Source organism: Priestia sp. FSL W8-0524 (assembly GCF_038005965.1).
Lineage (GTDB): Bacteria > Bacillota > Bacilli > Bacillales > Bacillaceae_H > Priestia > Priestia zanthoxyli.
Genome location: NZ_JBBOUG010000001.1, coordinates 270184 through 282596, shown reverse-complemented (window position 1 = coordinate 282596; position 12413 = coordinate 270184). Strand labels below are relative to the sequence as shown.

Annotated in this window: 15 protein-coding genes; 3 read left to right on the top strand and 12 right to left on the bottom strand. The window is 38.3% G+C overall.

The window, feature by feature from the left end:
* The first annotated feature begins 321 nt into the window (after positions 1–321).
* Positions 322–501 carry a hypothetical protein gene (locus NST66_RS01460; protein ID WP_013055312.1) on the top strand — a complete coding sequence of 60 codons (180 nt, stop codon included), beginning with the start codon at positions 322–324 and terminating at the stop codon, positions 499–501.
* 35 nt (positions 502–536) lie between these two features.
* Here NST66_RS01460 and NST66_RS01455 read toward each other — a convergent pair whose 3' ends face one another.
* Together NST66_RS01455 and NST66_RS01450 are read right to left on the bottom strand one after the other, a co-directional pair.
* Entirely contained in the window at positions 537–632 is a 96-nt protein-coding gene (locus NST66_RS01455; protein WP_016762974.1) for a YjcZ family sporulation protein, read from the bottom strand.
* A gap of 36 nt (positions 633–668) precedes the next feature.
* Positions 669–758: a YjcZ family sporulation protein gene (locus NST66_RS01450; RefSeq protein WP_074682953.1), complete on the bottom strand. Its 90-nt coding sequence runs from the start codon at positions 756–758 to the stop codon at positions 669–671.
* 307 nt (positions 759–1065) lie between these two features.
* Between NST66_RS01450 and NST66_RS01445 the strand changes: the two genes are divergently transcribed.
* Positions 1066–1989: a peptidylprolyl isomerase gene (locus NST66_RS01445; RefSeq protein ID WP_013055311.1), complete on the top strand. Its 924-nt coding sequence runs from the start codon at positions 1066–1068 to the stop codon at positions 1987–1989.
* A gap of 42 nt (positions 1990–2031) precedes the next feature.
* Here the strand turns inward: NST66_RS01445 and NST66_RS01440 are convergent, their stop codons facing one another.
* The 4 genes from NST66_RS01440 to NST66_RS01425 form a co-directional block, all read right to left on the bottom strand.
* Positions 2032–2214 carry a sporulation YhaL family protein gene (locus tag NST66_RS01440; protein ID WP_013055310.1) on the bottom strand — a complete coding sequence of 61 codons (183 nt, stop codon included), beginning with the start codon at positions 2212–2214 and terminating at the stop codon, positions 2032–2034.
* 65 nt (positions 2215–2279) lie between these two features.
* A complete protein-coding gene (gene yhaM, locus NST66_RS01435) occupies positions 2280–3221 on the bottom strand; it encodes a 3'-5' exoribonuclease YhaM (RefSeq protein WP_013055309.1) in 942 nt (313 codons plus the stop codon).
* A gap of 469 nt (positions 3222–3690) precedes the next feature.
* Entirely contained in the window at positions 3691–4944 is a 1254-nt protein-coding gene (locus NST66_RS01430) for an ABC transporter permease (protein WP_048020592.1), read from the bottom strand.
* The gene (locus NST66_RS01425; RefSeq protein ID WP_028412559.1) at positions 4937–5836 is read right to left on the bottom strand and encodes an ABC transporter ATP-binding protein; all 900 of its coding nucleotides are present in this window, start codon (positions 5834–5836) and stop codon (positions 4937–4939) included. The genes NST66_RS01430 and NST66_RS01425 overlap by 8 nt, the downstream gene beginning before the upstream one ends.
* A 141-nt stretch (positions 5837–5977) precedes the next feature.
* On the opposite strand from NST66_RS01425, the gene NST66_RS01420 reads away from it, so the two are divergent.
* Positions 5978–6163 (top strand): YhzD family protein, encoded by a 186-nt coding sequence (locus NST66_RS01420; protein WP_049162851.1) that lies wholly within the window; start codon positions 5978–5980, stop codon positions 6161–6163.
* Between the two features lie 40 nt (positions 6164–6203).
* Here NST66_RS01420 and NST66_RS01415 read toward each other — a convergent pair whose 3' ends face one another.
* From NST66_RS01415 to NST66_RS01390, 6 genes are all read right to left on the bottom strand, one after another.
* Complete coding sequence (locus NST66_RS01415) at positions 6204–6476, bottom strand: HU family DNA-binding protein (RefSeq protein WP_013055305.1); 273 nt, start codon at positions 6474–6476, stop codon at positions 6204–6206.
* Positions 6477–6588: 112 nt separating this feature from the next.
* Positions 6589–7392 carry an enoyl-CoA hydratase gene (locus NST66_RS01410; RefSeq protein WP_028412561.1) on the bottom strand — a complete coding sequence of 268 codons (804 nt, stop codon included), beginning with the start codon at positions 7390–7392 and terminating at the stop codon, positions 6589–6591.
* Positions 7393–7398: 6 nt separating this feature from the next.
* Positions 7399–9012: a long-chain fatty acid--CoA ligase gene (locus NST66_RS01405; protein ID WP_049162849.1), complete on the bottom strand. Its 1614-nt coding sequence runs from the start codon at positions 9010–9012 to the stop codon at positions 7399–7401.
* 114 nt (positions 9013–9126) lie between these two features.
* Positions 9127–10629, bottom strand: coding sequence for a coproporphyrinogen III oxidase (locus NST66_RS01400; protein ID WP_182029536.1), 1503 nt, complete (start codon positions 10627–10629; stop codon positions 9127–9129).
* Positions 10630–10973: 344 nt separating this feature from the next.
* The gene (locus NST66_RS01395) at positions 10974–11852 is read right to left on the bottom strand and encodes a Cof-type HAD-IIB family hydrolase (protein ID WP_028412564.1); all 879 of its coding nucleotides are present in this window, start codon (positions 11850–11852) and stop codon (positions 10974–10976) included.
* A 179-nt stretch (positions 11853–12031) separates the two neighbouring features.
* Positions 12032–12382, bottom strand: coding sequence for a YlbF family regulator (locus NST66_RS01390; RefSeq protein ID WP_013055299.1), 351 nt, complete (start codon positions 12380–12382; stop codon positions 12032–12034).
* Positions 12383–12413 lie beyond the last annotated feature (31 nt).

The following is a 12413-nucleotide window of genomic DNA, read 5'->3' as shown; positions in this document are numbered from 1 at the left end:
ATATATTAATATAAATCCCTCTGTCCTTTTTAACAATCCTTTTGCACAATGGCTGATTGTTACTCATTTCTTATCCATTCACTTTGCTATTTCGTTTAAAACCTATTTCTCAACTTCTTAACTACCCTTTATAAAATAAAAACCGCATTTCTGTGTAAATACCTTTTGAAATTCTTTGCTCAACTGTATATATAACTATCTATTTTACCGCTTTTTTGGTAATGTTAATATAGATATTTGTAAATTCATACAAAGCTGTACTATATAAATGACTATAAGACTTTTTGTCTTCGTCACACTGATTTTGTTAGGGGGATTTTTATGTACATATTCTTTATTGTATTTGCACTATTCATTTTATTCTACATCAATGCACTAACAAATACATTGTGTATTCAAAAAGAAATTCCAGCTGAAAAACAGCCTAAAGTTTTTCGTACGATTAATGTATTAATTACCATTTTATTAGTTTCATCTTATATTGAAGTATCATTTACATAAAAAACGGTGAGATGTCTCACCGCTTTTTTATAGGCTTAGCAAAAACAGCTAGCGCCGATGATAACTAATAAGATGAATAATACGACTAATAGAGCAAATCCACTGCCGTATCCGCATCCGTAAGAACCCATATCTATCGCCCCTTTCCTTTTATATTCACCTGTTTCCTAGTGGTAACATGCACAACCAACAATGACTAATAAGATAAACAGTACAACTAATAGTGCAAAACCGCCTCCATATCCGCATCCGCTCATTTGAGCACCCCCTTTGTTTACTAATACTGCATCTTATGCATCAGCTCAAAAAACGTCTAGGCTTTTAGCCCAAACTCCATAATTTATTTCTCTTGCTTCTCGTTTGGAGATTACTCTGTGAGTTTGTCCACCATTTTGAAAACGCTTTATAAAAAAGCCATCATAAGCGTATAATCACTCCATGCTTAGTGGAAAATAAATGTAAATTTACGTGGTTTTAACTTCATTTGCTAACATCAGGAAATGTGATATAGTAAATCTTGAGTCAAGCTACATAAGTAAAAATGATGAGTAGGAGTGTTTACGTATGAAAAAAAGCTTAGTTGCACTAACAACGGCAGCCAGCCTCGTTGCTTTATCAGCATGCAGTGGGGGAAATGATGCTTCAAATGCTAACGATTCTTCAAAAGTAATTGTAGAAACAAAAGCAGGCAATATCACTCAAGGTGATTTGTATAAGCAAATGAAAGATACAATCGGACAAGACCAATTTAATACACTCGTACGAAGCGTTACCGAAGAAAAAGTATTGAGTAAAAAATATAAAGTAACGGATAAAGAGCTTGATCAGCAGCTGAACATTCTAAGAGAACAATACGGTGATCAGGTGGATTCAGTTATTAAGCAAAAAGGCGAAAAAGAAGTCAAAGATATGCTAAAAGTTGATATTCTCCGTGAAAAAGCTGCTACGGCAGGCATTAAGGTATCGGACAAAGAACTGAAAAAAGCTTATGATGAATATAAAGCTCAAAAACCTCAAATTCGCGCAAGTCATATTTTAGTAAAAGACGAAAAGACAGCAAACGAAGTAGAAGCGAAAATCAAAAAAGGCGAGGACTTTGCTAGTCTAGCAAAAGAATATTCAACGGATCAGCAGTCTGCAGCTAACGGCGGCGATTTAGGCTACTTCGGTGAAGGCCAAATGGTTAAAGAATTTGAAGAAGCGGCTTACAAGCTGAAAAAAGGTGAAGTAAGTAAACCAATCAAAACAGAGTACGGCTACCATATCATTAAACTAGTCGATAAAAAGAAAGTAGAATCGTTTGAGAAAAAGAAACCCGAACTTGAGCAGCAAATCAAACGTTCAAAAGTAGATCAAGCAGAAGCGAACAAGAAGATTCAAAAAGAGCTTGATAAAGCAAAAGTGGAAGTCAAAGATAAAAATGTAAAACCAATTTTCGAAGAAGGTGCGACAGATAGTCAATCTGGCGTAGAAACTCCTCAGCAGTAATGCTAAGAGCCTGTCACTCATGTGACAGGCTCTTTTATATAATCAGATAGAATCGCTGTTGCGTCTTTCTTTTTCCACTTGCATTCTTTCGATGAAGACTTGTCCCTCTTTTTCAATAAACGAATCATCCACTTGCTTATCATGTTGTGCAGCACGAATTGCCATAAATCCACTAAAGAAAATGCCTGCTACAACTAAATAAATCCAAATTGGTAGTGTCACCATATATTGATCCCCCATCACAGTTATTTACAACCACTATATGCGAAGGAAGAAAGACTTATACCTTTTTAATCAATCGTTGGTTTATAAAATGAACGATTATCAAGTGCAAAAATACGCTCTGTAAATTCACCAGGCTTCACTTTTGTTAATGCTCGGTCCAGCATATTCATTTTAGCGTCTACATTGTCAATCAAATGAAGCATCTCAGCCTCTTTAATTAACGGCTTTTTCGGACTTCCCCACTCTTCCTTACCGTGATGCGATAATACAAGGTGCTGAAGAAGCATGACCTCTTCTCCTTCAATCGCTAATTCTTCCGCCGCTTTTCCAATTTCATTCACCATAATCGAGATATGGCCAAGCAAGTTCCCTTCTACTGTGTATATCGTCGAAACAGGACCTGAAAGTTCAAATACTTTGCCAAGGTCATGAAGAATAACTCCAGCGTACAGCAAGTCGCGGTTTAAGCTTGGATAAAGGGTTGAAAATGACTCAGCCAGCTTCAGCATAGACACCACATGGTAGGCAAGCCCCGATACAAACTCATGGTGATTTTTAGTTGCTGCCGGATATTCTAAAAATTCCGTTTGATATTTTTTAAACAAATGGCGAGTAATGCGCTGGACATTTGAATTTTTCATTTCAAATATACTCTTTGTAATATGTTCCACCATTTCTTCTTGAGATAAAGGCGCCACTTCTAAAAAGTCAGATGTGCGCACTCCGTCTTGGGGCTGTGCAGGACGAATGTTGCGTATTTTCAGCTGGTTGCGCCCGCGGTAATTCATTACTTCTCCAGCAGCTCGCACAATCTTTTGAGCAGCATAATTTTCCTCGTCATCTGGAGATGCATCCCACAGCTTGGCTTCAATATCACCTGTTTTATCCTGTAGGATTACCGTTAAAAATGGTTTTCCATTGCTTGCAATTCCTCTCGTTGAGGATTTAATTAAAAAATAAAGATCAACTTGCTCTCCTACTTCGTATTGAGCAATTCCTTTTGTCATGCCCTTTTCCTCCTTACCACTTCATTCTATGTATTTGATAGCAAAGCTCTTATCGCTTCGTCCGCTTATTTACAGCTCTTTACATTTCATTTTACCATCGCTTGGCACCGAATGCACGGGTAGACGCTTTTTCATAAGAGATGAGATTATGACACAACAAAATCAATACAATCTAAAGACAAACAGATTGGATAAAGGAGCTAGTATGAATCGCTTGAGGCACCGCTGTTGATTTCCGTGCAAGACTTCTCTTTCCGGCAGCCGCTGAGCCTCCTCGTCGCTTCCGCTTTCTCCCCAGGAGTCTTCGTCTTGCTCTCCAATACACAGCTTGAAACAACTACATACATGCAAACTATGGTCACCATACCAATAAAAAAATCCGGACGAGTTGGATTCTCCATCAAGAATCTAGATTGTTCGTCCGGACCTCCCTTCAACTAATCTACTTTTGTCTCAGCCTCTCACTTCTTTATGTTTCTTTTTTCGTTAACTGCAGCGCCTTTTTAATATCTTTAAAAGAGGTAGATTGACCATACATAAGGACCCCTCCTTTATACACACGGGCACCAAATATAGCTAAAGCAGTAATCGTCACAACCAAAATCCCTATCGATACACTCACTTCCCACATAGGAACATTTAACATACCTACACGCAAAAACATAATCATCGGAGCAAAAAACGGGATAAAAGATGTGACCGTAATGATTGTGGTTTCAGGATCACCAAGTCCAAACATAGCAATTAAAAAAGCGGCCACAATCACAAGGGTCATGGGCGTAATCATTTGCTGTACATCTTCAATACGGCTCACAAGAGAACCTAAAAAAGCCGCGAGCGTAGCAAAAAGAAAGTACCCTAATATGAAAAAGACAAATGCATACACGAATGTAGTCAGCGGAACATCATTAAATCCGAGATAAGAAAAGATGCCGTTATGATTTGTTTCCACACTGGCTTTTAACGATGTGTAGCCCACGCTCAGTATCACTGCAAGCTGTGTTAAGCTGAGCAGTGCAATTCCAATGATTTTAGCAAACATTTGTGTAATAGGTGATACGCTCGATACGAGGATCTCCATAACGCGGGATGATTTTTCAGTAGCTACTTCCATCGCAATCATGCTCCCATACATGATAACGGCAAAATAAATAACAAACAGCAGAACATACACAAGACCTCTTGCTTGATTTAGCTCTTGTTCTGTTTTGGCATTTTCAACTAACGCTTCTTTTTTAAATGAAACAGGGCTGTAAAGCTGATCAATTTGCTTTTCTTCTAAACCAATTTTCACTGTAGCCATAGCCACTTTTGTTTGCTGTACCGCCTGTTCTAAGGTAGATGAAAGATTTGATTCGGCCAAAGAGTTAGCTTTGTACACAGCTTGAGGCAGCTGCTTATCGTTTAAAGATAAAAGTAAATAGCTATCGAGCTGCCCGCTTTTTACCGCTTGCTTTGCCTTAGCCTCAGACGTAAATTCTTTTAAATGAATGTCTGAATCCATAGCATTTACATTTTGTTTGAACAACGTATATACGCTTTCCACTTCATAGATGACACCCACATTTGTGCCATTATCGTCTGAATTAAAAACGTCGATAATTTTCTCCATATTTGTAAGAGCAACTAGAATAAGAGCAGTAATAATCGTCGTAATAATAAAAGATTTTGTTTTTAATTTATTAAGATATGTATGAAAAACGATGACCCAAAATTTATTCATAGGAAGCACCTACCTTTTCAATGAAAATATCATTTAATGAAGGCTCTTCCACTGCAAATTTAGATACAAATGAAAAATGTTTAAGTTCTTGAAAAATGAGTTGCGATACGGATTCATGCTGAATTTGAACAATCATGCCTTCAACCGTTTTTTTCACCTTTACAACACCTTCAAGCTCCGTAATTCTCTCAAACGGACCTTTCCCATGTATAATGACGTTTTTCTTGCCAAATGAACGCTTGATCTCCGGCAGTCTTCCATATACAACAGGCGTACCATGATGCATAATACATAAATATTCACAAAGTTCTTCCACATGTTCCATTCGATGACTTGAAAAAACAATCGTCGTCCCGCGTTTTTTCAAATCAAGTACCGCTTCTTTTAGTACCTCTACGTTTACAGGATCCAAGCCGCTAAAAGGTTCATCTAAAATAAGCAGCTCGGGACGATGAATAACGGAAGCGATAAATTGAATTTTTTGCTGATTTCCTTTGGATAGCTCTTCTACTTTTTTTGAAGCATATTGAGGAATATTAAATCGAGATAACCAGCGCTCCATTTCTTGCAGCACGTTAGCTTTTTTCATCCCGCGCAGCCGTCCTAGATAAACAAGCTGATCTTTGACTTTTAATTTCGGATATAATCCCCTTTCTTCTGGAAGGTAACCAACTAGATGGCTTCTACTGTAAGTTAAAGATTTATCATTCCATTGGATGTGACCTGAGGTTGGTTCAATGAGCCCTAAAATCATTCGAAACGTCGTTGTTTTGCCAGCACCGTTTGCACCTAAAAAACCAAACACTTCACCCTTTGGAATTTGCAAGGATAGTTCATTTACAGCTGTAAATTCACCGTACCTTTTTGAAACTTCACGGATAGAAAGAGACATTTAATTCCTCCTTTGTAAATAAACCTATGTTTATTGTATGGAAAAAAATGATATCTGTAAACCTTAGCAGGATTTAGAGGAATAAGACGAGAAATATGTTGAATACGCTTACAATTATACTATAAGAGGAGAGTAGATTTTATGAGTACTTATACATTAACCGCTTTTGAAAAGACTGGAGAAAAATTAATAGATGAAAGCTTCGAAGCAGCTTCTGAAACAGAAGCAAAGACAATCAGCACCAAAAAGTTAGAAGAGCTTGCCTACTTAGAAAAAACACATCGATGCGTTAGCTCTAGCGGAAAACTTGTATTATTTCATCGTTAATACAAAACGCCGGAAAGGTTTAGCTTTCCGGCGTTTTATATTACTTTACAGCTTCTTTTAGTTCTTTACCAGCTTTAAATGCCGGTACTTTTGATGCTGGAATTTGCATTTCTTCACCCGTTTGAGGGTTACGGCCTGTACGAGCAGCACGCTCGCGTACTTCAAATGTACCGAAGCCGATTAACTGAATTTTTTCACCTTCACCTAGCGTTGATGAAATTGTTTCTAGTAATGCGTCAACTGCTTTAGATGCATCTGCTTTTGTTAACTCTGATTTTGTTGCCACTGCGTTTACTAAATCTGTTTTGTTCATTTCCAATCACCTCATTAGTTTCTACATTATCTTGTGTTACCACTGTTTTGCAACTTTTAAACATGCTCTATCAATATGATAGACAAAAATATTGGCTTTTAAACTAGTTCACTTAATTTTCGGAAATATCTTTTTCACTTTGATTAAAAACAGGCGCTCGCTTTTCCAGAAACGCACGTACACCTTCCTTATGATCCGAACTTTGGCTCATAGCAAACTGACTTCTTTTCTCAAGCGCAAGCACTTGCTTTAATTGTGAAATAGATGTCTCCACATAAATTCGCTTTGTTTCCTTCAAAGCACGTGAAGGTTTTTTTAGCCAATATGAGAGATAATCTTCTACACGCTTCGCCAAATCTCCTTCTTTTATTTCATCAATTATGCCAAATTGATGAGCTTCCTCTGCTTTTAATGTCTTTCCTTCCCAAATCAGCTGTTTCGCACGATGAGAACCGATGCGCTTTTCTAGTAAAAAGTGACCGCCTCCGTCTGGAATTAGAGCAATGCCGATAAAGTTCATCGCAATTTTCGTGTGTCTTTCTGCAATAATATAATCAGAAGCAAGCGCAATGCTGAGCCCTAGCCCTGCTGCCGCACCGTGCAGTACACTTATCGTCATTTGAGGCAGGCTGTATAAAGTCAGCACGGCTTCATTAATTAAATCCATCACCTGCTCAAAACGTTCTGATTGTGAAGGTGACATCATCATATTAATATCTCCCCCTGCTGAAAACACTTTTCCGTTTCCTTTTACTACTAAGAAGTCCACTTCACTTTCTTCGACAACTTTTAAACATTGAATAAACTGCTCTAGCACTTCTTCGTTTAATGCATTTAACGCATCCGGCCTGTTAAACGAAATTGTGGCGACACGCTCTTGCAAAACTAGTTCTACTACTTTTAATTCGACGGTCATATTTACTCACCCTTTCTGATAATGATTGAGGACTTGTTCACGAAGCGTACGTTTTAAAAACTTTCCGACCGTTGTCTTTGGGATTTCATCCATAAATAAAATGTCATCTGGAAGCCACCATTTTGCGAACTGCGGCGCTAAAAATTTGAGCAGCTCTTCTGACGAAACGACACCTTTATATGCATCTTTTAACACGACACAAGCAACTGGACGCTCTTGCCACACCTTATGAGGGACTGCTATGACACAGGCTTCGAAAACAGATTCATGGGCAATCAGCGCGTTTTCTAGATCAACCGATGAAATCCATTCTCCTCCGCTTTTAATTAAATCTTTTGTTCGGTCTACAATTTTGATCGTTCCCTCTTCGTCAACCGTCACAATATCTCCCGTATACAGCCAGCCGTCTTTAAACGTATCTTCTGTTCTTTTATCCTTGTAATATTCAGAAGCTACCCATGGCCCCTTTAGTAATAGCTCACCCATTTCCACTCCATCCCAAGCAACTTCTCCATTTTGACCTATTACTTTCATTTCAACGCCAGGAACTAAGAAACCTTGCTTCGCTTTTACGCTGAGCTGATACTCAGGGTCTTCGCTGTACTGATAGCTTTTTAAGCGGGAGACGGTTACAACAGGGCTTGTTTCCGTCATTCCGTATGCATGCATAAATTCAATTTGATATTTTTCCTGAAATTCTCGAATGACGCTTTTTGGGGCCGCTGATCCGCCGCATAAAATAGCCCGCAAACTATCAACTGCGTAAGGCTTTTTTTCTAACTCTTGTAAAAAATTTAACCAAACGGTAGGTACTGCTGCAGCAAGAGTTACTTTCTCTTGTTCAATGAGAGAGGCAATCGTCTCTGAGGTACAAAAAGCGCCCGGCAGCACGAGCTTTGTCCCAAACCAGACCGCAGCAAAAGGAATTCCCCATGCATTTACATGAAACATTGGAACGATAGGCATAGCGGTATCACCTTCTGATAATCCAGCACTATCAGCAAGTCCTAGCGCCATACAGTGTAAATAAATAGCGCGATGAGAATATACAACGCCCTTTGGCTCTCCTGTAGTAGCAGAGGTATAACAAAGGCCTACTGGTTCTTCTTCGCTTAAATCTTGAACAAAGGAATGCGATGCATCCCCTTGCTGAATCCAATTTTCGTAATGATACACTGGCAACTCTGTTTCTGGCAGCTCACCTTCATCTGACATAAGGATATAGGCTTCAACATGTGGAAGCCTTTGATGAATGCTTTCAAATAAAGGTAAAAAGCATTCATCAAGTAAAATGACTTTATCGTGTGCATGGTTAATGATGTATACAATTTGCTCAGAATCTAACCGGATATTAATTGTGTGAAGCACAGCGCCTATTCCCGGTACAGCAAAATAAGCCTCTAGATGTCTATGATGATTCCATGCAAACGTTCCGACTCTTTCTCCTCGCTTCACTCCAATTCGTTCTAGCATACTAGAGAGCTGCCGAGTCCGTTTTATTAACTGATTATAAGTTAAACGTTGAATCCCTTTTGAAGATTTAGAAACCACTTCTTTTTTACCAAACAGCTTTTCAGCTCTTTCCATCATAGATGGTACGGTTAACTGTACATTCATCATTAAGCGGCACCTCGCATCGTCATAATAAGAAAACGCTTACAACTTTCTTATATATTCAACAGATTCCGACATTTCCCTGCTGAAAATAAAAAAGATCACTAAAAAGTGACCTTTTTATTTCCTAAACAATTCATCTAAAATCTTGAGTTTCTCTTGCGTATAGTGCTCGAATCCATCGTTGTACGATTTTGGGTCTTTTGGATTCGCAAACCTTGTAATAATGCCTGTTTCTGGATGCACGAACTTACTGGATGCCCCGCACCCAAGGCCAATAATCGTCTGCTTTTCTTCCATGATCATAATATTGTACAGGCTCTCTTGACCAGGGAATGAATATCCAACGTTCTCTAAATTACCTAAAATATTTTTTTGGCGATATAAATAATAAGGTTCATATCCTTGTTCTTGAGTCCACTCAGTCGCTAAATCCATCATTTTACCAATTTCATAGCGATCTGCTACTTTGTATTTCCGTTTATTTTGAGTCATTTCAGACGCGCGTTTAAACGATAGCGTATGAACAGTTAAAGATTCAGGAAGCAATTTTTTAGATTCGTCTAGCGTATGCTGAAATTCTTCTACACCTTCATTTGGAAGCCCAATAATTAAGTCCATGTTAATGTTATTCATCCCCATTTTTCGAGAAAGATGAAATTTATCAATCGTTTCTTCAACTGTATGATGACGTCCAATAGCTTTTAAGGTTTCTTGAATATAAGACTGCGGATTTACACTAATCCGGTCAATATTCCATTTGTTCAAAACAGCTAGCTTTTCTTCCGTAATCGTATCGGGTCTTCCTGCTTCTACCGTAATTTCACGGATATTTTGTACATCAGGGAACGATTCATACATCTCTTCATACAGCATGTCCATTTCTTCAGCCGTAATGCTCGTTGGTGTGCCTCCGCCATAATAGACGGTTGTAATCTTGACGTCATTGTCTTTTAACCATTTCCCTACTTCACGCATCTCATAATGCAAGCCGCCTAAAAATGACGTAACAGATCCTTGACGTCCGTTAATCGCATAGGCTGGGAATGTACAGTATGCACACTTCGTCGGACAAAACGGAATGCCTATATAAATGCTTACCTCGTTCTTTAACTCATGTAAATCGGGAATAGCTGCTAGTTGACGATCCACAATATGCTGCATTAAATTAATTTTGTCATCAGTGATTAAATATTCTTCCTTTAGCTCACGATGTGCTTGTTCTTTACTTTTGCCTGACTGCAGTTTCATATGAAGCAACTTCGTTGGACGTATACCGGTTAAAATACCCCATTTTTGAACAATGTTTGTATACTCCTGTAACACAGATAAGTAGACGCGAAGCACCACATTTTTTATTTGCTTAAATTTTTCTTTTTCTGTTTCATACGGCGTAAACGATTTAGAAAGCTCTTCTGTAAACACCTTGTCCGTTGCAGCATCATGCAGCACTGCTTTCGCATAAATTTCTTCATGAACTTTTAGCTCTACTTCAACCTTCAGCTGAGCTTCGTTATCATCCTCAAAGGAGACGTTGCTTTCTTCAAAAAACAAATCTGAAATTCGGTGAAGCGGACGTAAAAAACGCTCATCTTCTATACCTTTTATATAAATGTTCAATATAATCACCTTTCAAATCAATTCTATCTAAGTAATCAGTTTACAAAACCTACGTATGTCCGGTCAAGGTGCTCAGCTCAAGGGAATACGCGGACAGGAAACAAACGGAAAAAGAGATTGAGCCATAATTACATTAATTCAACCTACAGACGAACAAATGGGATAAATAAGCTCATATGAATTGCTTGTTACACTTCTGTTGATTTACGCAGGAGTCTTCGCCTTGCCCTTCAATCAACAGTTAGAAACAGCTACATACGTGAAGCTGACGTTTATCCTACCAATGAAAAAAATCCGAACGAGTTGGATTCTTCGTTCGGATTTCCCTTCAACTAACATACTTTTATTTATTTTAAACGAAAGCTGTCAATTTGATGAAGATAACCAAGACGCTGCTGCTTTCTAAATAATTCTTTCACCATATAGGCTACACCATTTTCATTATTAGAACGAGTAACCCAATCCGCAAGCATTTTTAATTCCGTTGGTGAATTGCCCATGGCCACACCCATTCCCGCGTGTTCAATCGTTTCTACATCATCATAGCAATTTCCAATGGCTACTACGTCTTCCATCGGTATCCCTAGACGATTTGCTACATAACGAACGCCGGCAGCTTTTGTGGCTCCTTTTGGCGTAATATAGCATCTATTTTCATTTGGATACGAAAACCATTCAATATCCGGAACTGCACTGGCAATTGTTTGCTCAGCGTATTCTTTTTCTCTACGATCTGCAAAATACACTTCTATTTTTGGAGTAGAAACAGGTTCATCACGAAGCGTATCTCCTAATGAATCTACGAACTGCACGGGATAAAAGAGCGGTTCTCCCGTTTTTAACACGCTTTTAGCTACGATATTATTAGGAAGCTTTACACGATTTCCAATTGAAAACCTTTCATGCAAAATGCGGACATGACAATTAAAATTTTCAAAAAGCTGAATGAGATTAAATGTTTTTTCCTCGCTAATTCTCTTATCTAGTATCGGTTTGTCTATCGATGTTCCGATAAAGGCACCGCTATGAGTAATGAGCATTGCTGGATGAACTTTAAGTGATCGAGCAATTTTTTTAGCAGACGGAAAATGCCTGTTTGTTACTAACGTAACGTAAACCCCTTTATTTTTCACAAATTGAATTGCGTCTTTCGTTTCTTTTGTAACGCGCCCTTGGCTATTTAAAATGGTTCCATCAATATTCAACGCTAGCAATCGATAAGCCATATGAAAACCCCTTCTTTCATAGATGTCTAATCCGTTAGGATACGGTTATAAATGACCTTTTCATGATAGTCGGCATGTGTAGCCTTGTTACTAAGCTTATGAGCAGAACTGCACAATTAGAAGGAATTTCCGCATAAAAAAAGAGGAAAAGATTTCTCTTTTCCTCTTTTCTCTATCTCTTATTCAGCCGCACCGTAAAGTTCTTCAAGTGGCTTCATGATAATTTTGTTTAATTCACCAATTACCATGCTCATACGTTGCTCAGCTTCCATTAGCTTCGCGATATTTTGATCTTGTTGAACGATTGCAACTGTTTGTTGAGCTTGCTGAACTTCTTCTTCAGTGATCTCTTGGCCCATCATTTGCTTTTGTTGCAGCTCCATTTGCATTGTACGGAAACGCTCAAATAATTGTTTTGAACCTTGATCAGCGTTTACTGCTGCATATAAGTTTTTTAAGTTTGTGTAATCGTCGCTTTGACGAATTGCTTTTTCTAAATCATTTGCTACATCATGTAAGTTTACAGACACGTTAAGTTCCTCCTAATTCAGTTCTATAATT

Coding starts and splice junctions, on each gene's coding strand:
- NST66_RS01460 (WP_013055312.1), top strand. CDS start 322: ATGTACATATTCTTTATTGTATTTGCACTATTCATTTTATTCTACATC.
- NST66_RS01455 (WP_016762974.1), bottom strand. CDS start 632: ATGGGTTCTTACGGATGCGGATACGGCAGTGGATTTGCTCTATTAGTC.
- NST66_RS01450 (WP_074682953.1), bottom strand. CDS start 758: ATGAGCGGATGCGGATATGGAGGCGGTTTTGCACTATTAGTTGTACTG.
- NST66_RS01445 (WP_013055311.1), top strand. CDS start 1,066: ATGAAAAAAAGCTTAGTTGCACTAACAACGGCAGCCAGCCTCGTTGCT.
- NST66_RS01440 (WP_013055310.1), bottom strand. CDS start 2,214: ATGGTGACACTACCAATTTGGATTTATTTAGTTGTAGCAGGCATTTTC.
- yhaM (WP_013055309.1), bottom strand. CDS start 3,221: ATGACAAAAGGAATTGCTCAATACGAAGTAGGAGAGCAAGTTGATCTT.
- NST66_RS01430 (WP_048020592.1), bottom strand. CDS start 4,944: ATGAATAAATTTTGGGTCATCGTTTTTCATACATATCTTAATAAATTA.
- NST66_RS01425 (WP_028412559.1), bottom strand. CDS start 5,836: ATGTCTCTTTCTATCCGTGAAGTTTCAAAAAGGTACGGTGAATTTACA.
- NST66_RS01420 (WP_049162851.1), top strand. CDS start 5,978: ATGAGTACTTATACATTAACCGCTTTTGAAAAGACTGGAGAAAAATTA.
- NST66_RS01415 (WP_013055305.1), bottom strand. CDS start 6,476: ATGAACAAAACAGATTTAGTAAACGCAGTGGCAACAAAATCAGAGTTA.
- NST66_RS01410 (WP_028412561.1), bottom strand. CDS start 7,392: ATGACCGTCGAATTAAAAGTAGTAGAACTAGTTTTGCAAGAGCGTGTC.
- NST66_RS01405 (WP_049162849.1), bottom strand. CDS start 9,012: ATGATGAATGTACAGTTAACCGTACCATCTATGATGGAAAGAGCTGAA.
- NST66_RS01395 (WP_028412564.1), bottom strand. CDS start 11,852: ATGGCTTATCGATTGCTAGCGTTGAATATTGATGGAACCATTTTAAAT.